This window comes from Fusibacter fontis, assembly GCF_055378735.1.
Map to the genome: position 1 here is coordinate 1,797,035 of NZ_AP042445.1, position 17,949 is coordinate 1,814,983.

Here is a 17,949-nt window from a genome sequence, read left to right on the forward strand (position 1 = left end):
AAGATTGAAACTCTCTCTATGCCAATGCATTGATTTTATGCTATGATAAGTGTGATAACCGTTTATTCACTCTATTAACTCATACAACCGTAGCTGGAAAGGACATTTTATGTATCAAGCAATTCCCTATGAATTTGATTCAAATCATTCAATCTATATAGACGTAAGAAGTGAATCTGAATATCAAGCAGGTCACATCTATGGCGCAATCAATTTGCCGATTTTATACGACCTAGAACGACATGAGGTGGGTTGGATTTATAAAAATGCCTCTGTTGAAGAAGCCAAAAAAATCGGTTTAAAATACGGTTCAGAAAAACTGCATATTTTTTACGAAGCTATTTTCAAATTAAGAAGTGATTTTCCGGATAAACGCATCGTTTTCTATTGTGCTCGTGGTGGATATAGAAGTCGATCGGTTGCACTTCTCATGCAAAGCATCGATATACCCGTTAATTGGCTTTTAGGAGGATATAAAAGCTATCGAAATGCGGTTCTTACTAAACTCAATCAACCTTCTGAATTGTTTCCAAAGTTCATCGTTTTAAATGGCCTTACAGGCGTTGGAAAAACACATCTTTTACATCACCTTTCCAAACTTGGAGAACCCGTTCTTGATTTAGAAGGTGCTGCAAACCATAAAGGATCAAATCTTGGTGCGATTGGAACTGATGAAGTGCAGTGCGTACAAAATTTTGAAAACTCGCTTTATCATCAATTAATGTCCATTCAGCGCCCCTATTGCTTTGTAGAATCTGAAAGCAGAAGAATTGGAAAAGTACTTGTTCCAAAAGAAATTTTTGATAGTATGCAGCGCGGTACTTTCATTAAAATAACCGCTACCATGGATTTTAGAATAAAAGGTCTACTAAACGATTACTTAGATGCCTCTAATTTTCATGCCGGAATTGAATCTGGATTACTCAAAATCAAACCGTATATTCAACCTTCAATATTCAAAGATCTACAAGCTGCTTATGAAAATCAAAATTATGAACACTTTACTGAGATTCTTTTAAAAGAACATTATGATCCTCTCTATCAAAAAAGCATTGAGTCACATTCACATGAACACTCTTTTGAAGTGTGTGATTATGATCAATGCTCTAAAGACATTCAAAACTGGATTAATTCAGTTCACTTTCAATAAGCGTCACAAGTTCGCTTGCAACACGTTCAAGCTCTTCTTGGTTTTGACCCTCAATCATAACGCGAACAAGTGGTTCCGTTCCAGATGGACGAATGAGGACTCTTCCATTTCCATGGAATTGTGCTTCAATTTCTGCAATTCTATTCGATACCGTTTCATTTTCAGTGAAGCGGTATTTTTTTTCATTTGATACATGGGCATTTTTAAGGACTTGTGGATAAACTGTCATCATTGCAGCTAATTCGGATAATTTTTTATCCGATTCTTTGAGTACTCTTAAAAGTTGTACAGCTGTCAACAATCCATCTCCTGTTGTATTGTGCGCTAAGAAAATGATATGTCCAGATTGCTCGCCGCCGAGTTCGTATCCATTGGCAAGCATTTCCTCAAGTACATAACGATCTCCAACTTGAGTTTTTACGGTATTCATTTGGTTTTCTCTAAGGGCAATATCAAATCCTAAATTACTCATCACAGTGGACACAATGGTATTTTGCTTGAGTTGATGTTTCTCAGCTAAATAGCGTCCACAAATGGCCATAATCTTATCTCCATCAACCAGTTCACCATTTTCATCAATTGCAAGTAGACGATCTGCGTCACCATCAAAAGCGAGCCCGATATCCGCATTAACCGTTTTTACAAATTTCTTGAGATCACCTAGATGGGTTGAACCACAATTTTCATTGATATTGGTTCCGTCTGGCTCGTGGTGAATCGAATATACTTTTGCGTCTAATTCATTTAAAGCAATTGGTGCAACCGTCGATGCTGCTCCATTTGCACAGTCAATGGCTACTTTTAATCCTGCAAAATTGACGTCTCCTAAAGTATCAATCACATAATCAATATAATCTCTCTCAGCTTGTTCGTAGAAACTAACATGACCTAGACTTAATCCAGTTGGAAGTTCTAGCTGCTTATGATCTCGAATACACGCTTCAATTTCATCTTCTATGTCATCCGATAATTTTAAGCCTTTTTCATTAAAAAATTTGATTCCGTTAAATGCCACAGGATTGTGCGATGCGGATATCATAACCCCTGCATCTGCTTTTAATGTCTTAACGAGCTTTGCAATTGCGGGTGTTGGAATCACGCCAACTTGCACAACATCACAGCCCGTTGATAAAATTCCAGCAATTAGCGCATGCTCGAGTAAATTTCCTGAAATTCGCGTATCTTTCCCTACAAGTATTTTTGCTTTTTCTTTGCCTTTTGTAATAACGTGTGCACCATATTTACCAAGTGACATCGCAAGTTCAATTGTCAATTCTCTATTTGCAATTCCTCTTACACCGTCTGTACCAAATAATCTCGCCATTTTAACTCCTTATTCTATTCTCACTTATTCTAAATGCTTTATAATTTATACTTTATGCTTTATGCTTTATGCTTTATGCTTTATGCTTTATACTTTATGCTTTATATTTCTTAGTTTTAAGTCTATTATTTCCATTCAACTCTTGCCCGCTCATTATGCTCGATGAATGATTTTATTCAACATGACATTTAACGCTATCAATTCTTGATTGGTGTCTTTTTCTGTTGGATGTTCTTGATAATACGCTTCTAACATATGTTGCAATTGCTTCGCTTTCTCAGGATCAAACGAATCGTTTTCAAGTGAATGAATCACTTCAATATCAATTGGTTCTGTTACCGTATCCGATAATATATGTTTCATATATCCAACTAAACACTGATTATTTTTACAGCTATCGCATCCTTTACACATATTCTCTACACCAGAATGTAGCATTTGGCGATAATTTTTCAGTTCTTCTGCATTGTGCTTTAAAGCAGATATTTTCACTTCTGTTAATTGGCGTTTAAATATAATCGCTCTAAATACAGTTAGTGCTAAGATGATGCCCATTAACAAAATGACAAACGTCGTTCCCATGCTCATGACATAATTCGATGTGAAGATCTTACCAAGTCCAAAGATCATAAAAATCACAAATGCACCCATTCTGATAAAATGTTCAGGTATTTTATCCCCTAATTTTGCACCAATAAAAATACCAAACAAACTGACAATTACCATACCTGCCACAGTTCCCATTAATGTGAAAAATGGGACCGCTGCTTGAGTCGATAAAGTTAATGCCGTTAGTTGCGTTTTGTCTCCTAACTCACCTAGAAAAAATGCAAGTGCAACCGTGACAATTGCGCCCATTTTTTTACCATTAACTTCTTCTTCTTCATCGTCAGCTATGGATAAGGACAATAGACCAAAAGCAACGAAAAGAACTCCAGCTACTAATTGTAATGCTTCTAAAGGAATTAATTTTGTCAACATTGACCCAAGTACAATCGCTAAACCGTGATTTAAAAACGCTCCTATTGCAACACCCATCAAGATGTGTTTTATTTTATATTGCGTTGCAAATGCCATCGCCATAATCTGCGTTTTATCACCCATTTCAGCTATAAAAATAAGCGCAAACGCTTGTAAAAAATCACCCATATATCTCTCCCTCAACTCAGACTCTAAATCTTATTATCTCATATTTTTCTAGTTGCTTCAATGTATAAGTCATCAATAAAAAAAGTATCAATTGACCTTCTTCATTAGATACAAAGAAAGTGAATTGATACTTTATTCATTAGTCTTCTATTTGATACAAGCTGCGCCGCGTTTCATCGCTTCTTCATTAATAGGCATTAGATGTGCTTTGGATTCTCCAAAGATTTTTTTTAGAGCCTTCATGACTGCATCTGCTGTAACCGTTTTAGTCAATTCAATATATGCGCCTAACATAACCATGTTTGCTACTTTTGAATTGCCTAATTCAACAGCAATTTCATTTGCAGGCACATAAAAAGCTTTTAAGTCAGAACGACTTGCTTTTTTCTCGATTAGCGAGCTATTAATAATGATGTTTCCACCAGTAATAATATCTGCTTCGAACTTCTCAAGTGAAGGCAAGTTCATGATGATCGCAGTTGTTGCATCATCTGTAATAACAGGAGAACCGATTGGTCGATCTGATACCATCACGCTACAGTTTGCAGTACCTCCACGCATTTCAGGACCATAAGAAGGCAACCAAGATACCTCTTTATTTTCAATCATACCCGCATATGTGATCAATTGGCCGATCAGCATAACACCTTGACCACCAAATCCTGCACAAATTACTCTTTCGTTTAACATATTATTTGTCCTCCCCAGGTCTTCTGAAGTTGCCAAGTGGATAGTACGGAATTAAATTATCATTTAACCATTTGAGCGCGTCAATCGGCGTCATTCCCCAGTTTGTCGGGCAAGTTGATAACACTTCGACAATTGAGAATCCTTTACCTTCAATTTGACATTGGAAAGCTTCTTTAATTGCTTTTTTCGCTTTTCTAATATTCGCAGGTGTGTCTACTGATACACGTTCTACAAATACTGCACCATCAATTGTTGCAAGCATTTCTGACACTCGAAGCGGCATACCTGAATGCTCAACCGTTCTACCAAGTGGAGCAGTCGTCGCTTTTTGACCAATTAATGTCGTTGGTGCCATTTGGCCACCAGTCATTCCATAAATCGCATTATTGACGAAAATAGTGGTGATTTTTTCACCTCTATGTGCTACGTGAACAATCTCAGCTGTACCAATTGAAGCCAAATCGCCATCTCCTTGGTACGTAAAAACGACTTTATCCGGAAGAACGCGTTTGATTCCTGTTGCAACTGCAGGCGCTCTACCGTGTGATGCCTCTTGCATATCACAGTTAAAATAATCATACGCAAGTACTGAACATCCTACAGGCGCAACGCCTATCGTATCACCTAAAACATCTAATTCTTCTAATACTTCTGCCACTAATTTATGAATAATTCCATGTGTACAACCTGGACAATAATGCGTTTCTTTATCTGTTAAACCTTTAGATTTTTGATATACAATCGCCATTATTTTGCACCTCCAACCAATTCTTTTACTTTTTCAATTACACCTTCTGGAGTTGGAATCATTCCACCTGAACGTCCATAGAAGTGAACTGTCCATCTGCCATTAGAAGCAATTTTGATATCATCTACCATTTGACCCATAGACATTTCTACTGATAATAATCCCTTACAATTTTCAGGAACTAAATCAAATGCTTTTTCTGGGAAAGGCCATAATGTAATTGGTCGAATTAATCCAACGTTGATGCCTTGAGCTTTTAAATCGATAATTGCGTTTCTTACGATACGAGATGTCGTACCATATGCAACAATAACAAGATCTGCATTTTCTAAATTATAGGCTTCGTAACGCACTTCATTTGCTTTCATTGCATCATATTTTGCTTGTAATCTGATATTGTGATCTTCAAGTTGTTGTGGAGCAAGGAATAAAGAGTTGATAACATTTGGTTTTCTATTTCCTTTTGTACCAACAGTTGCCCATTCTTTTCCAGGAAGCTCAAATCTCGATTTTGATTCTTTAAATTCAATTGGTTCCATCATTTGACCAATCATACCATCGCCTACCATCATAACAGGATTTCGGTAATAATCTGCTGCATCAAATGCTTCTTGCATTAAATCAACCATTTCTTGAAGATTAGCAGGTGCATAAACCAATAATTTATAGTCACCATTACCACCACCACGTGTCACTTGGTTATAATCTGATTGAGCTGGTTGAATTCCACCTAAGCCAGGACCTCCACGTACGATATTGACGATGACACATGGAAGTTCAGCGCCAGCGATATATGTGATGCCTTCTTGTTTTAAAGCAATTCCCGGCGAAGAAGACGATGTCATAACTCTTGCGCCAGCTCCTGAAGCACCATAAACCATATTGATTGCTGCGACTTCTGATTCAGCTTGTAAGAATACGCCACCTGCTTTAGGTAATTCTTTTGACATGTACTCTGGTAATTCATTTTGTGGTGTAATTGGATATCCAAAGAAGTATTTGCAGCCCGCTTTTATAGCAGCAGCTCCAATCGCTTCATTACCTTTCATTAATACCTTAGCCATTTTTTACCTCCCTATAATCTTTCTACAGTTATTACTGAATCCGGACACATCATTGCGCAATTCGCACAACCGATACATTTGTCCATTTCTTTCACAGTTGCAGGGTGAAAACCCTTTTTATTGATCTTAGACGTATCCATCACAACTATTTTTACAGGGCAAGCTGTTGTACATAGTCCACAGCCTTTACAAATGTCTTCATTAAAAGTAACTTTTCCTTTAGCCACGTTTAATTCCTCCTCTACGTATTTAATCCAATGGGGTGCTTTCGAAGTTCACTACATCCATTCTTCTCTCATATACATCTTAATCTGGAAGACCTGTCCTTCCAGATTCAACGGTAAATGGTGGGTAACCTTTTCCAGTGTACTGATGTATTTAATGGGAATATGGGTTGCACGCGAAACTTCCAACGCTAATTGTTGACCTTTGATTACATCTTCAGCACTTGTCTCTCTTAACAAATGCGTATTATTTATGATACCTGTTACTTTTGCTCCAACAGTATCTTCTATATTTCGAATATGTGATATGACATCCATCACCTCTTGCGTCTCTTTTCGGTTCGCATTGAGGACAAAGAACATGTCATATTGACCAGGCTTGAAAAATGCCGCAAATCTCGCTAAAACTCTCGCGCCCACAGCATCTCCGCCGACGTCTAAAATGACTTGTTTAGTTTCATCTTGAAGTGGTGCCAAAATACTTGGGGAGAGCATCGGCACATCTAGATTCGCGTCGTGTCCACGAGCGCCTGAAATAACCTGAATCTGATTTTCTTCAAGCAGGGTCGCTTTTTCTCTAGATCTAAAATAGGGATTGACAATATCTAAATCGCAAAGCGCTATGTTTTGAGTCTGCTTACTGAGTTCCATTGCATAATTAACTGCAAATTCAGTTTTGCCGCTTCCATAGTGTCCTATTATAATTCGGATTCTTGCATCTTTTGTTAAATCTAAAGTCATTTCTTCACCCTTTCTGATTTCATCTATTGAAATTCTATCGTCTAATATCTTATTTGGTTTGCATTACAGTGAATCATTGAAGATTCATGACTCATGATTTATAAATCACTCATAGATTCATAAGCACTCTTAAATTCATAATTACTCGCAGATTCATAATTACTCTTAGATTCTTGATTACTCGCAGATTCATAATTACTCTTAGATTCTTGATTACTCGTAGATTAATGCTTCCTCTTCTTTTCTGAGTACACGCAAGCCACCTTGTGCAAGTGCAATCATCTCATCTTCACCTGGATAAACAGTCACTTCTGAGATGAATTCAACACGTTGTTTGATCCAAGATGTCAACAATGCACCATATGCTAATCCACCCGTTAAAATAATGCCATCCACATTGCCTTTTAGAACAGCTGCACAACTTCCGATTTCTTTCGCAACTTGATATGCCATTGCTTCGAAAATAAGCTCTGCATGTTTATCGCCACTTTCAATCATTTTTACAACATCGCGACCATCATTCGTTCCAAGATAAGCAACTAAGCCACCTTTTCCTTTGATGAGTTTTTTAATATCCGCATGTGTATACTTACCAGAAAAACACATCTTTGCTAAATCGCCAACTGGTAATCCGCCAGAACGCTCTGGTGAAAATGGACCTTCACCATCAAGTGCATTATTAACATCAATAATGCGGCCTTTCTCGTGAGCGCCTACAGAAATTCCACCACCTAGATGCGCAACAATCAAATTAATATCTGTGTATTTTTTTCCTTTTTCATCTGCAAATCTTCTCGCAACAGCTTTCTGATTTAAAGCATGAAAAATTGAAATTCTTTCAATTTCAGGCATACCGGAAATTCTTGCTACTGCCTGCATTTCATCCACAACAACTGGATCGACAATAAAAGAAGGGATATTGAGATGATTTGCAATTTCATGTGCAATCATGCCGCCTAGATTTGATGCGTGTTCGCCACGTGCTGCTTCTTTTAAATCAGCCAACATCTTCTCATTAACCGCATAAGTACCACCTTGAATTGGCTTAAGTAATCCGCCTCTTCCGACAACTGCACTCAATTTAGTCAAATTAATGCCATTTTCATTTAGTGCCGTTAGAATAACCTCTTTTCTAAAATCATATTGATCTGATATTTTTTCATAACGATCAATTTCTTCATTAGAGTGTCTCAACGTCATCTCAAAAACTTCTTTTTCATTATCGTAGATTGCGATTTTTGTCGACGTTGAACCTGGGTTAACCGCCAGTATTCTAAATACTTCCATTTACTGCCTCCTCTGTTCTTTTATAATTGAAAATCACGAATTATTGAATGGATGACATCAATACGCCAAGTGCAATTGAATTGAGTTTTGAATCATCCGAATCTGCTCTTGAAGTTAAAACGATGGGTGCTTTAGCTCCGACAATAATTCCAGCAGATTTTGCATTTCCAAGAAAATTAAGTGCTTTACAGAGTACATTTCCAGCTTCAATTGTCGGACATAAAAGTACATCCACATCGCCAGCCATAGGGTCTTTAATGCCTTTAATTTCTGCTGCTTCCTTTGACACTGCATTATCAAGTGCAAATGGTCCGCCTACATGACAGCCAGTTAGTTGTCCTTCTTTATTCATTTTAACCAGTTCACCTGCATCTACTGTTGCCGGCATTGATTCAGTTACTTTTTCTTTCGCAGCAATCACACCCACATTTGGCATATCAATATTGAGCGCTTTTGTCACGAATAATGTATTCTCAATAATTTGTTTCTTCGTATTTAAGTCAGGCGCAATGTTCATCGCAGCATCTGTCACCAATAATATTTTATGATAGGTTGGTACATCAAAGATTGCCACGTGACTAAGTACATTTCCTGTTCTTAGACCCACCTCTTTATTTAACACGGCTTTTAAAACAATGGAAGTATCCACAAGTCCCTTCATGACCAAATCAGCTTTTCCAGAAGACACTAATTCAACCGCTTTTAAAGATGCTTCGGCCATATCTTTAATATCAATCACTTCAAAAGCACTCAAATCCAACTGAATATCTTGAGCAATTTTTCTAATTTCTACTTCATCTCCTACTAAATAGCCATTCACAATGCCTTGATCATACGCTGCTTTAATGGCTTTAAGTACGTCATCATCTTGTGCACATGCAACCGAAATTCTTTTAGGACCCTTTTCAACTGCTAATTGCAACAATTCATCAAAATTTTTAATCATTGAAAGATACCTCATTTTCATATATTTTTGCAGTTTCTTCACCATTGAGCACGCGTAAAACGCCTAAGTTTAACGCTTCCATCTCATCTTCGCCTGCTTTAACAATCACGGGTGCAATAAATGAAACCATATTTTCTACATAATCTGTCAAGTATTTAGAATATGCCACGCCGCCTGTCAATACAATTGCATCCACTTTACCTTCAAGTACCGTTGCAACTGCACCGATCTCTTTTGCAATTTGATATGCCATAGCATCGTATATCAGTTTTGCGTATTCATCTCCTGCTTCAATGCGTTTTAATGCTTCTCGTCCGTCATTTGTTCCCAAATAAGCCGTCATTCCGCCTTTACCACGCATTTTCTTTTTCATTTCATCCGCTGAGTATTTACCAGAGAAACACATTTTGGCAACATCGCCAACCGGTAATCCCCCTGCTCTTTCTGGTGAAAATGGTCCCATCTCATTGGCATTATTTGCATCGATTATTTTGCCATTTTTCATTGGAACAATGGAAATACCACCACCTAAATGTGCGACAATCAAATTTAGTGACTCCAATTTTACTTGTTTTTCATCTGCAACGCGATGTGCAATTGCTTTTATATTAAGTGCATGTACCAATGATTTACGTTTAATTTGCGGAATTCCCGATACTCTTGCAAGCGGTTCAAATTCATCCACAGCAACAGGATCAACAATATAGGCATCAATTCCCTGCTCTTTTGCCACCGCATCTGCAATCATACCACCTAAATTTGATGCGTGTTCGCCTTGAATTCCAACGATGAGATCTTTTACCATTGCATCGGTTACCTTATAGGCACCACTTGGCATCGGACGTAGAAGACCGCCTCTTCCGACAACTGCAAGTAATTGACACGGATCAAACTGTTTTTCTTTCATCCATGCTACAATCATTTCTTTGCGGTAGTCGTATTGATCTGTAATTTTTGCAAACTCATCAAGTTTACATGTATCATGGCTTAAATTTTCTTGAGCCAATTGCTCAGTGCCGCGATATACCGCAATTTTAGTCGATGTCGAACCTGGATTGATGACTAATACCAATTCACGTTTCATGAAATACCTCCATACAAAGTCTCAATTAATAATACGCAAGTTCCGTGCCAAAATGAGCAATATATCATAAAAACACAATATCACAACTTGCGTCAAAGTGCTGTCATTTCAAAGGTTACAAATGCGTACAAAAAAAACACAGCATTCATATAGACATTTCTTCAGTGAAATGCAAAAAAGTGCATGCAAAATTATGCACACACTTTTTATTCAATGCAAATTGTTGCACCGAATACCATTGAATATAGTTCTTCATCTTCTTCATCTTCTGCATCTGCTATTTGATGCTTATTGCCAAGTCACCGAATATCTAAATCTTTCATCTTGTAATAAAGTGATCTCAATGAGATTCCTAAAACCTGAGCTGTCATTTCGCGATTTCCACCATTCATTGCTAATACAGATTGTATAAATGATTTCTCAAATTTTTTAATATTTTCTGCAAGTACCAGATTTTCATCTCGATTGTCACTTGCATCGGATGCATGAGGTATTGTACTCTTTTCCAACATCACTGGTAAATGCGCCATTGAAATGATATTCTCATGCATTTTTATATTAATCATTGCGCGTCCAATAAAATTTTCAAGCTCTCTGACATTCCCATACCAATTCTGTTCCATGATATAATGAAGAGCTTGAATTTCTATATCTTCTACATTTCGACCATACTCTTGATTGTATTTATTGATTAAGTATTTCACCAGTGCTGGAATATCAGATTTATGTTCTCTTAAAGCTGGAATATCAATTGGAACTACGTTTAATCGATAATATAAGTCTTGGCGAAAACGCTTTTCAACGATTGCTGTTTCTAAATCAACATTTGTTGCAGAAATAATTCGTACGTCAATCGACTTAGGTTTATTACTTCCAACTCTCAAAATTTCTTTTTCTTGTAAGACACGCAAGAGTTTTGCTTGCGTATTTAAACTTAATTCGCCAATTTCATCTAAAAAAATAGTGCCACCATTTGCTTTTTCAAAAAGTCCAATTTTGCCACCTTTTGATGCACCAGTAAATGCACCTTCCTCATAACCAAACAATTCACTTTCAAGTAAGTTATCATTTATAGCCGCACAATTGACTCTCACAAATTGCGAATATCTTCGATTTGAAGCGTTGTGAATCGCATGGGCAAATAATTCTTTACCTGTCCCGCTTTCACCGCGAATAATCACTGTTGCAGGTGTTTCAGCAGCTATCTTGGCTTTCTCAATTGCACTCTGCAAAATATCACTTGTTCCGACTATATCATCAAATGTATATTTCGCTTCCAGATTACGAATAATTTGCTTTGCTTGGTCTAAGCGCTCATAAATCGCATTAATTTCTGTTAAATCATGAATAATCGCAACCGAACCTTTCAGCACACCCTTAACAATAATAGGCGCAGCTTCTGCGATGACTTCTTTTTTCATATGTCCAACTTTTAATTTCTTCCCCTTGACCGGAAGACCTGTTTTTAAAACTTCCTTATGAACACTTTCGCCCTCAGCTAAATCGACTGTGCAATCTTTTCCGATAACATCACTTTCAGTATATCCAGTCATTCGAGTATAGGCAGGATTGATGATTGTACCAATTCCATGCTCATTTACAACTGATATCGCATCCTGTGTCGCATTAATTGTCGCCTCTAAAGTTTCGCGAATTTCACTCAAATTCGTGATTTTTTCTGCGAGTTCTGACACTTCAGAGATGTCTCTAAATACTGCAATTGCCCCAATTATGACTCCATCATCATCTAAAACAGGCATTCTATTCGTTATGATAGTAATATCATTCAGCGGCTGTTGTTGATTGAGTTCCGACTTGCCCGTCTTTAAAATAATGGGAAGCCTTGTATTTTCAATTACTTCAGTCACTTTTTTACCAATGACATCATGAGCCCTTTTACCAGTTAATCGTTCAGCTGATTTATTAAAAATCGTTATTACACCGTCCATATCAACAGCAATCATCGCATCATGTGTAGCATCTAGTATTTTTTCAAAATCTTTTCGCATGTGATATCCCACTCTCAATAAATGACTATTTTTCTGATATTTGAAGATCCAAGCTAATAGGTTCAATTATAATTTCTTTAAACTGCAAATTATTTGGTAGATTCACTTTTAAACGATATTCACCTTCGGACAAAACGTTTGAAAAATCAATATACGGGATGATATCTTCTTTTTTTAAGTCGACCAATTTAGATGCAACATCTTTAACTTTAATTTGTATTCCGTTTTCGCTATTCATCCACTCCGCTTTAAATGCCGTGTTCAAATGTTTCAACTCAATCTCTTCCCACTGATAGGTAAATTCTTTAATCTCAACAGGTTCAATTACAAGTTCTATTTGCACTGTATGACTTCCAGATTCAGCTTCAACACCCTCAGGTAAAAGGAGATCTTTCTCTATAATGATGGTCTCTGATTCGTCTCCAAGTAACTCAATTGTACTCGCCTTTATATTTTCAATGCCCACCATCTTCTCAATTTGACCTCTCACTTTGATCTTTGCTGGTGTTACAGTTGCGGAAACCACCTCATATCCATCTTTGGGACTGCCTTGAATCTCAGTAACGATGTCATACTCTTGAACTTTTCCAATTTTCAAACTCAACTGAGTTGTATTCTGTTCTAAATTCACACCATTAACAAGAGCACCATCCTTATTATAAGGAGATAATGTTACCTCTCTAGAATAATCTTCACTAATTGCATTGACAGAAATCGTTCCAACTAAGTTTTCAACAGAATTGACTAAACTTTCAGGTCCGACTACATTTATTTCAAATGGTTCTAACTCCATTGACTCTTGATACAATGACTCTCTAAAATCATCTGAAATCACAATTTTTACTGGCTTCGCAACAGAAATGACACGATCAATTGTAAATACGATCTCCTTTGGTGACAGCAATTTGATGCTGATTGAATCTGAATTCACTGAACTATTCACGAAAATTTTGTTTACACCATTGCTTACAGATCTTAAATCAGCCCATAAATATATCGATTTAGCATTTAAATTCAATACCTTATTTCTTCGACCAACAACTTCAACATCAACAAAGTAATCACTTTGATTCATAATTTTTAAATTATTTTGATCCAGTTCTTGTGTATTAATGAGTTGAATCGGTACATTTTCGAAAACTCTCGTTATTTCAGGGTCGACGTGATCCATGACAAAAAACCAGAATAAAATCGCAAGAGTCAAAGAAAGTAACTTTGTTCCGGTGTTTTGAGCAAAAAGCTGTTTCGGTAAGTTCCAAATAATGTCAATCCAATTTCGATGAATTTTATTCGCGATTCTTTGTCTTGTTAAACCTTTTCGAGGAGTGTTTTTATTTGTTTTCATTATAATCTCCTCCATCCATTTTTACTTTATTCAATGAACTCTTGGAAATTAAATTCATCTTATTTGAATTTTGGATAGTCTCATTTTCAGAATTCTGAATGGTCTCATTATCTAAAGTCTGGATAGCCTTATTATCTGAATTCTGGATAGCCTTATTATCTAAAGTCTGGATAGTCTTATTATCTAAAGTCTGGATAGTCTCAAGGTTATCTGAAACAACAACATGCCCCCCAACTATAATATCTGGCCATTCATCTACTTCTGAGCTTAGAAATTGCATTTCATTTATATTGCTATTAAAATCATTTCGTCTTAAAAATCCAAAATGGTTTCGAGAGTTTGATTGACCTTCTTTTTTAGCAAACAAGAGTTTTCGTTTCTTTTGAGTTGTCTTATCGTTCCCATTCACCTCATCGCTCAAACTAATTTCGCTTCTATTTTTATCATCTTTTATTCCATTGGCTTTACTTTTATCAACTCGTTCTTTTTCCGAATCCATGTGTTGTTTCATTAATTCTCTTAAAGATCCCGTATCTAAAAACCGTTGTAATTTGCCCTCAATCGCCATGGAAATAGCACCCGTTTCTTCAGAAACTATGATAATCATTGCGTCTGAACTTTCTGTCATTCCCATTGCAGCGCGATGCCTTGTTCCTAATTCTTTACTGATATACTTGTTTGAAGATAATGGAAGAAGACATCCTGCGGCCATTAAACGATTATTTTTTATCACTACCGCTCCATCATGTAATGGAGATTTTGGATAGAAAATATTCATTAATAAATCTGCCCCAATTTGAGCATCTACAACTGTCCCCGTTTCTACGATATCATTAATCCCGATTGTTCTCTCAATTACAATGAGTGCACCAATTTTTTTTCTAGACATGACACCCACAGCATCAACTATTTCATTTATGGATTGAGTCATTTCTAACTCAGTTGTTTTCTTATTGCCTGAAATTAACCACTGTGAGCGCCCTAAATGCTCAAGGGCTTTTCTTAACTCAGGTTGAAACAAAATAACCAGTGCGATTAAGCCGATAGTAAACGTACTCTGTAAAATGTAATTGATTGCATAGAGTTTCGCCCAACCGCTCAGTTTGGATATTACCAAAATAATAATAAACCCTTTCACAAGTTGCTCTGCTCTCGTCTCTTTAATCAAACCAAGAAGCTTATAAAACACAATCGCAATAATTCCAATATCAATGATATAATTTATTCTAATCTCTGCGATGTTTGCCATTATAACATCAATAAATGAATTGACTACTTCCATATTTTTCTCCTTTTCACCAATCTATAATTAACTCCAATTGATCATTTTGCCACAAATACACAGACGAGTTTTAGATCAAATTGATTCTAATGCCTTCAAAATTTTTGTTGTTATGAAATTGTGATGTCTCAAAGTACAGTATACTACATTTAAATTGCTGCATTCCGTTTAATATTGAATCGTAATAAATTTGTAATCAACTATAGATAAATTAGTTGCTTGCTCAATAAAATTGAATAGTATCCAGACGTCATACTCTACTTAATATTCATTTTGTTACGAGTTTTATCTTCATGATAATAGTACTTATCTCGATGAAGCTCTTTTTATCAATGACTGTTTTTCAATTGATAATAACTTTTCTATTGATAATTGCTTCTCTATTGATTACTGTTTTTATTGATTCAAAATTTTATCCTGCCTCATGACACTATTCGCTATTATAATTTCATATAACTTATCTATAATTTCCATAATTTCTAATTTTAATTGACTTATCTGATCATCCAAAGACAGAGTATCTGAGTCATTTATTGTATCTAGGTTCGTTACTAAATCAATAAAATTATTTTCGTTTATACTTGCAAAAAAAGAATTCACTCTTTCGCGATTTTTCATATATATTGCTTGCTCTCTACTACTATCACTCACTGTCATTTCATGAATCTTTTTATACATACCCACTTGATCCGTTACTATAAATCTTTTAATAATATTTTCAATAAGTATTTGATCGATGCGGTCAATTTCAAATCTATAAGTCTGCATATTTTGAACCTGGCTGAGATTAGAATTCTCAAAATTTAAACGACCACTTTTATTATTTGAATCCCCTTCATTTTGATCTAACGCATCCGTATGATGGTTTGTCATACCTACTTGATATTCAACCTGATTACTTATATTGTGGTTGTTCATATCGTGCTTGTTCATATCGTGGTTGTTTGTGCCTTGATTGTTATTACCTTGACTGGTTCGTAATTTCGATTGGCTTTTCTTTTCTTTACTCATAAACTGCTCCCTATTTATCCAATGAATGTGCAATTAATTCTTTTTTCAACTATTCCATTTAGTTATTGTTCAATTAATAATTTTATTTTCTCTAATTTTTTACTTTTTTACAATTTGTTAGATTGATTACTATCATTATATCAAAAAAATAAAAGACCAACGACTAAGAATTCTTAATCATTGATCTTAATATGGTGCCCAGAGGCGGAATCGAACCACCGACACGGGGATTTTCAGTCCCCTGCTCTACCGACTGAGCTATCTGGGCATGTGAGAGTTATACTCTCATAATTAATGTGGTGGGCATAAGTGGACTCGAACCACCGACCTCACGCTTATCAGGCGTGCGCTCTAACCAGCTGAGCTATACGCCCACATTAGAATTGGCGGAGAGGGTGGGATTCGAACCCACGTGGGCTTGCACCCTAACGGTTTTCAAGACCGCCCCGTTATGACCGCTTCGGTACCTCTCCATATGGCGCGTCCGTAGGGACTCGAACCCCAAACCCCCGCCTTAGAAGGGCGGTGCTCTATCCAGTTGAGCTACGAACGCTTATAAAATTGGAGCGGAAGACGAGATTCGAACTCGCGACCCTCGCCTTGGCAAGGCGATGCTCTACCACTGAGCCACTTCCGCAAAATGATTAATTAAATGGTGGAGGGAGAAGGATTCGAACCTTCGAAATCGTCGATAACGGATTTACAGTCCGCCCCCTTTGGCCACTCGGGAACCCCTCCAGTCATAAAATGGAGCCGGTGATGGGACTCGAACCCGCGACCTACTGATTACAAGTCAGTTGCTCTACCAATTGAGCTACACCGGCATAAATGGCGATCCAGAAGGGACTCGAACCCTCGACCTCTAGCGTGACAGGCTAGCGTTCTAACCAACTGAACTACTGGACCGCAATAATGATTACTCGTACATTATTGATGTACAAGTTCCCTCCTAGCAACCAAGTTGCATACGTCGGGCAGTTTTGAAATACAAAACTGAAAATGGTGGAAGTTATAGGGATCGAACCTATGACCCTCTGCTTGTAAGGCAGATGCTCTCCCAGCTGAGCTAAACTTCCATGTGAAAAAAACTCTCGTTTTCTTCAAATTGTCAACGGAACATTGACTGTTTTACTTCGTTAGTCTCCTAAAATTCTTCGAATTTAACGTCGACTGTTATACTTCGTAAAACATAAATGGTGACCCCTAGGGGAATCGAACCCCTGTTACCGCCGTGAAAGGGCGGTGTCTTGACCGCTTGACCAAGGGGCCATGATTAAAATGGTAGCGGCGGGCGGATTCGAACCACCGACCTTCCGGGTATGAACCGGACGCTCTAGCCAACTAAGCTACGCCGCCATAATAAACATGGTTGCGGAGGCAGGATTCGAACCTACGGCCTTTGGGTTATGAGCCCAACGAGCTGCCACTGCTCCACTCCGCGATAATAAATATAAAATTGGTGCCGAGGACCGGAATCGAACCGGTACGGTGTCGCCACCGCAGGATTTTAAGTCCTGTGCGTCTGCCAGTTCCGCCACCACGGCACGTTTAAAATGGCTCCAAGGGAGGGATTCGAACCCTCAGCCTATCGGTTAACAGCCGAGTGCTCCACCGTTGAGCTACCTTGGAATACTTTTAAAAGCATTTCATATTCTTCGGTGTAACAATCACTTATAAACATCACATTTCGCTTTGCTCCATGATTGTTGAGCTACCTTGGAATACTTTTTAGTTCTTAAAGAACAAACTAGCGACGTTCTACTCTCCCAGGCAGCTACCCGCCAAGTACCATCGACGCTGGAGGACTTTACTTCTGTGTTCGGTATGGGAACAGGTGTTTCCCCTCCGCCATCATCACTAGATATGAAATTGTTTACAATTTCAGCCGTAGGTCG

The 17,949-nt window shown here is 37.3% G+C and carries 15 protein-coding genes, 14 tRNA genes and 1 rRNA gene; 1 reads left to right on the forward strand and 29 read right to left on the reverse strand.

Translation table 11 applies throughout. From position 1 onward, the window contains the following. The first annotated feature begins 109 nt into the window (after positions 1-109). Positions 110-1,150, forward strand: a complete 1,041-nt coding sequence (gene mnmH, locus ACZ41W_RS08060) for a tRNA 2-selenouridine(34) synthase MnmH (RefSeq protein WP_464311481.1) — start codon at positions 110-112, stop codon at positions 1,148-1,150. Here the strand turns inward: mnmH and glmM are convergent. The 29 genes from glmM to rrf all read right to left on the reverse strand — a co-directional run bounded on the left by glmM (position 1,128) and on the right by rrf (position 17,916). Continuing rightward, complete coding sequence (glmM, locus tag ACZ41W_RS08065) at positions 1,128-2,474, reverse strand: phosphoglucosamine mutase (RefSeq protein ID WP_464311482.1); 1,347 nt, start codon at positions 2,472-2,474, stop codon at positions 1,128-1,130. The two genes, mnmH and glmM, sit on opposite strands and share 23 nt — an antisense overlap. Before the next feature lie 153 nt (positions 2,475-2,627). After that, positions 2,628-3,623, reverse strand: coding sequence for a TMEM165/GDT1 family protein (locus ACZ41W_RS08070; RefSeq protein ID WP_464311483.1), 996 nt, complete (start codon positions 3,621-3,623; stop codon positions 2,628-2,630). 147 nt (positions 3,624-3,770) lie between these two features. Next, positions 3,771-4,313 carry a 2-oxoacid:acceptor oxidoreductase family protein gene (locus ACZ41W_RS08075; protein ID WP_464311484.1) on the reverse strand — a complete coding sequence of 181 codons (543 nt, stop codon included), beginning with the start codon at positions 4,311-4,313 and terminating at the stop codon, positions 3,771-3,773. Between the two features lies 1 nt (position 4,314). Then, on the reverse strand, positions 4,315-5,061 hold the full coding sequence (locus tag ACZ41W_RS08080; protein ID WP_464311485.1) for a thiamine pyrophosphate-dependent enzyme: 747 nt from the start codon (positions 5,059-5,061) through the stop codon (positions 4,315-4,317). Continuing rightward, positions 5,061-6,125: a 3-methyl-2-oxobutanoate dehydrogenase subunit VorB gene (locus ACZ41W_RS08085; protein WP_464311486.1), complete on the reverse strand. Its 1,065-nt coding sequence runs from the start codon at positions 6,123-6,125 to the stop codon at positions 5,061-5,063. Before ACZ41W_RS08085 ends, ACZ41W_RS08080 begins: the two co-directional genes overlap by 1 nt. An 11-nt stretch (positions 6,126-6,136) precedes the next feature. Continuing rightward, a complete protein-coding gene (locus ACZ41W_RS08090; protein ID WP_464311487.1) occupies positions 6,137-6,352 on the reverse strand; it encodes a 4Fe-4S dicluster domain-containing protein in 216 nt (71 codons plus the stop codon). A gap of 51 nt (positions 6,353-6,403) precedes the next feature. Continuing rightward, positions 6,404-7,090 carry an ATP-binding protein gene (locus ACZ41W_RS08095; protein ID WP_464311488.1) on the reverse strand — a complete coding sequence of 229 codons (687 nt, stop codon included), beginning with the start codon at positions 7,088-7,090 and terminating at the stop codon, positions 6,404-6,406. 213 nt (positions 7,091-7,303) lie between these two features. Then, the gene (gene buk, locus ACZ41W_RS08100; RefSeq protein WP_464311489.1) at positions 7,304-8,377 is read right to left on the reverse strand and encodes a butyrate kinase; all 1,074 of its coding nucleotides are present in this window, start codon (positions 8,375-8,377) and stop codon (positions 7,304-7,306) included. A gap of 40 nt (positions 8,378-8,417) precedes the next feature. Next, positions 8,418-9,323: a phosphate butyryltransferase gene (locus ACZ41W_RS08105; RefSeq protein ID WP_464311490.1), complete on the reverse strand. Its 906-nt coding sequence runs from the start codon at positions 9,321-9,323 to the stop codon at positions 8,418-8,420. Next, positions 9,316-10,407 (reverse strand): butyrate kinase, encoded by a 1,092-nt coding sequence (buk, locus tag ACZ41W_RS08110; protein WP_464311491.1) that lies wholly within the window; start codon positions 10,405-10,407, stop codon positions 9,316-9,318. Before buk (ACZ41W_RS08110) ends, ACZ41W_RS08105 begins: the two co-directional genes overlap by 8 nt. 299 nt (positions 10,408-10,706) lie before the next feature. Next, a complete protein-coding gene (locus ACZ41W_RS08115) occupies positions 10,707-12,416 on the reverse strand; it encodes a sigma-54 interaction domain-containing protein (RefSeq protein ID WP_464311492.1) in 1,710 nt (569 codons plus the stop codon). 25 nt (positions 12,417-12,441) lie between these two features. Beyond that, entirely contained in the window at positions 12,442-13,761 is a 1,320-nt protein-coding gene (locus tag ACZ41W_RS08120) for a CdaR family protein (protein WP_464311493.1), read from the reverse strand. Beyond that, a complete protein-coding gene (cdaA, locus tag ACZ41W_RS08125; protein WP_464311494.1) occupies positions 13,748-15,043 on the reverse strand; it encodes a diadenylate cyclase CdaA in 1,296 nt (431 codons plus the stop codon). The genes ACZ41W_RS08120 and cdaA overlap by 14 nt, the downstream gene beginning before the upstream one ends. Before the next feature lie 396 nt (positions 15,044-15,439). Further along, a complete protein-coding gene (locus ACZ41W_RS08130) occupies positions 15,440-16,054 on the reverse strand; it encodes a chorismate mutase (RefSeq protein ID WP_464311495.1) in 615 nt (204 codons plus the stop codon). 192 nt (positions 16,055-16,246) lie between these two features. Further along, positions 16,247-16,322, reverse strand: a tRNA-Phe gene (locus ACZ41W_RS08135). Positions 16,323-16,351: 29 nt separating this feature from the next. Continuing rightward, positions 16,352-16,428: transfer RNA gene (locus tag ACZ41W_RS08140), tRNA-Ile, on the reverse strand. Between the two features lie 10 nt (positions 16,429-16,438). After that, a tRNA-Ser gene (locus ACZ41W_RS08145) sits at positions 16,439-16,527 on the reverse strand. Positions 16,528-16,530: 3 nt separating this feature from the next. Further along, positions 16,531-16,607 (reverse strand) — tRNA-Arg (locus ACZ41W_RS08150). A 9-nt stretch (positions 16,608-16,616) separates the two neighbouring features. Next, a tRNA-Gly gene (locus tag ACZ41W_RS08155) sits at positions 16,617-16,691 on the reverse strand. Positions 16,692-16,707: 16 nt separating this feature from the next. Continuing rightward, positions 16,708-16,792, reverse strand: a tRNA-Tyr gene (locus tag ACZ41W_RS08160). Positions 16,793-16,802: 10 nt separating this feature from the next. Continuing rightward, positions 16,803-16,878 (reverse strand) — tRNA-Thr (locus ACZ41W_RS08165). A 5-nt stretch (positions 16,879-16,883) separates the two neighbouring features. Beyond that, positions 16,884-16,960 (reverse strand) — tRNA-Asp (locus ACZ41W_RS08170). Positions 16,961-17,054: 94 nt separating this feature from the next. After that, positions 17,055-17,130, reverse strand: a tRNA-Val gene (locus tag ACZ41W_RS08175). 118 nt (positions 17,131-17,248) lie between these two features. After that, positions 17,249-17,323 (reverse strand) — tRNA-Glu (locus tag ACZ41W_RS08180). A 10-nt stretch (positions 17,324-17,333) separates the two neighbouring features. Beyond that, a tRNA-Met gene (locus ACZ41W_RS08185) sits at positions 17,334-17,410 on the reverse strand. Positions 17,411-17,420: 10 nt separating this feature from the next. Beyond that, positions 17,421-17,495 (reverse strand) — tRNA-Met (locus ACZ41W_RS08190). Between the two features lie 16 nt (positions 17,496-17,511). Then, a tRNA-Leu gene (locus tag ACZ41W_RS08195) sits at positions 17,512-17,598 on the reverse strand. 10 nt (positions 17,599-17,608) lie between these two features. Further along, positions 17,609-17,683, reverse strand: a tRNA-Asn gene (locus ACZ41W_RS08200). Between the two features lie 116 nt (positions 17,684-17,799). Beyond that, positions 17,800-17,916: ribosomal RNA gene (rrf, locus tag ACZ41W_RS08205) — 5S ribosomal RNA — on the reverse strand. Positions 17,917-17,949 lie beyond the last annotated feature (33 nt).

What these genes read in the sequence shown, in the direction of transcription:
- mnmH (WP_464311481.1), top strand. Translation starts at nt 110, where the DNA reads ATGTATCAAGCAATTCCCTATGAATTTGATTCAAATCATTCAATCTAT.
- glmM (WP_464311482.1), bottom strand. Translation starts at nt 2,474, where the DNA reads ATGGCGAGATTATTTGGTACAGACGGTGTAAGAGGAATTGCAAATAGA.
- ACZ41W_RS08070 (WP_464311483.1), bottom strand. Translation starts at nt 3,623, where the DNA reads ATGGGTGATTTTTTACAAGCGTTTGCGCTTATTTTTATAGCTGAAATG.
- ACZ41W_RS08075 (WP_464311484.1), bottom strand. Translation starts at nt 4,313, where the DNA reads ATGTTAAACGAAAGAGTAATTTGTGCAGGATTTGGTGGTCAAGGTGTT.
- ACZ41W_RS08080 (WP_464311485.1), bottom strand. Translation starts at nt 5,061, where the DNA reads ATGGCGATTGTATATCAAAAATCTAAAGGTTTAACAGATAAAGAAACG.
- ACZ41W_RS08085 (WP_464311486.1), bottom strand. Translation starts at nt 6,125, where the DNA reads ATGGCTAAGGTATTAATGAAAGGTAATGAAGCGATTGGAGCTGCTGCT.
- ACZ41W_RS08095 (WP_464311488.1), bottom strand. Translation starts at nt 7,090, where the DNA reads ATGACTTTAGATTTAACAAAAGATGCAAGAATCCGAATTATAATAGGA.
- buk (WP_464311489.1), bottom strand. Translation starts at nt 8,377, where the DNA reads ATGGAAGTATTTAGAATACTGGCGGTTAACCCAGGTTCAACGTCGACA.
- ACZ41W_RS08105 (WP_464311490.1), bottom strand. Translation starts at nt 9,323, where the DNA reads ATGATTAAAAATTTTGATGAATTGTTGCAATTAGCAGTTGAAAAGGGT.
- buk (WP_464311491.1), bottom strand. Translation starts at nt 10,407, where the DNA reads ATGAAACGTGAATTGGTATTAGTCATCAATCCAGGTTCGACATCGACT.
- ACZ41W_RS08115 (WP_464311492.1), bottom strand. Translation starts at nt 12,416, where the DNA reads ATGCGAAAAGATTTTGAAAAAATACTAGATGCTACACATGATGCGATG.
- ACZ41W_RS08120 (WP_464311493.1), bottom strand. Translation starts at nt 13,761, where the DNA reads ATGAAAACAAATAAAAACACTCCTCGAAAAGGTTTAACAAGACAAAGA.
- cdaA (WP_464311494.1), bottom strand. Translation starts at nt 15,043, where the DNA reads ATGGAAGTAGTCAATTCATTTATTGATGTTATAATGGCAAACATCGCA.
- ACZ41W_RS08130 (WP_464311495.1), bottom strand. Translation starts at nt 16,054, where the DNA reads ATGAGTAAAGAAAAGAAAAGCCAATCGAAATTACGAACCAGTCAAGGT.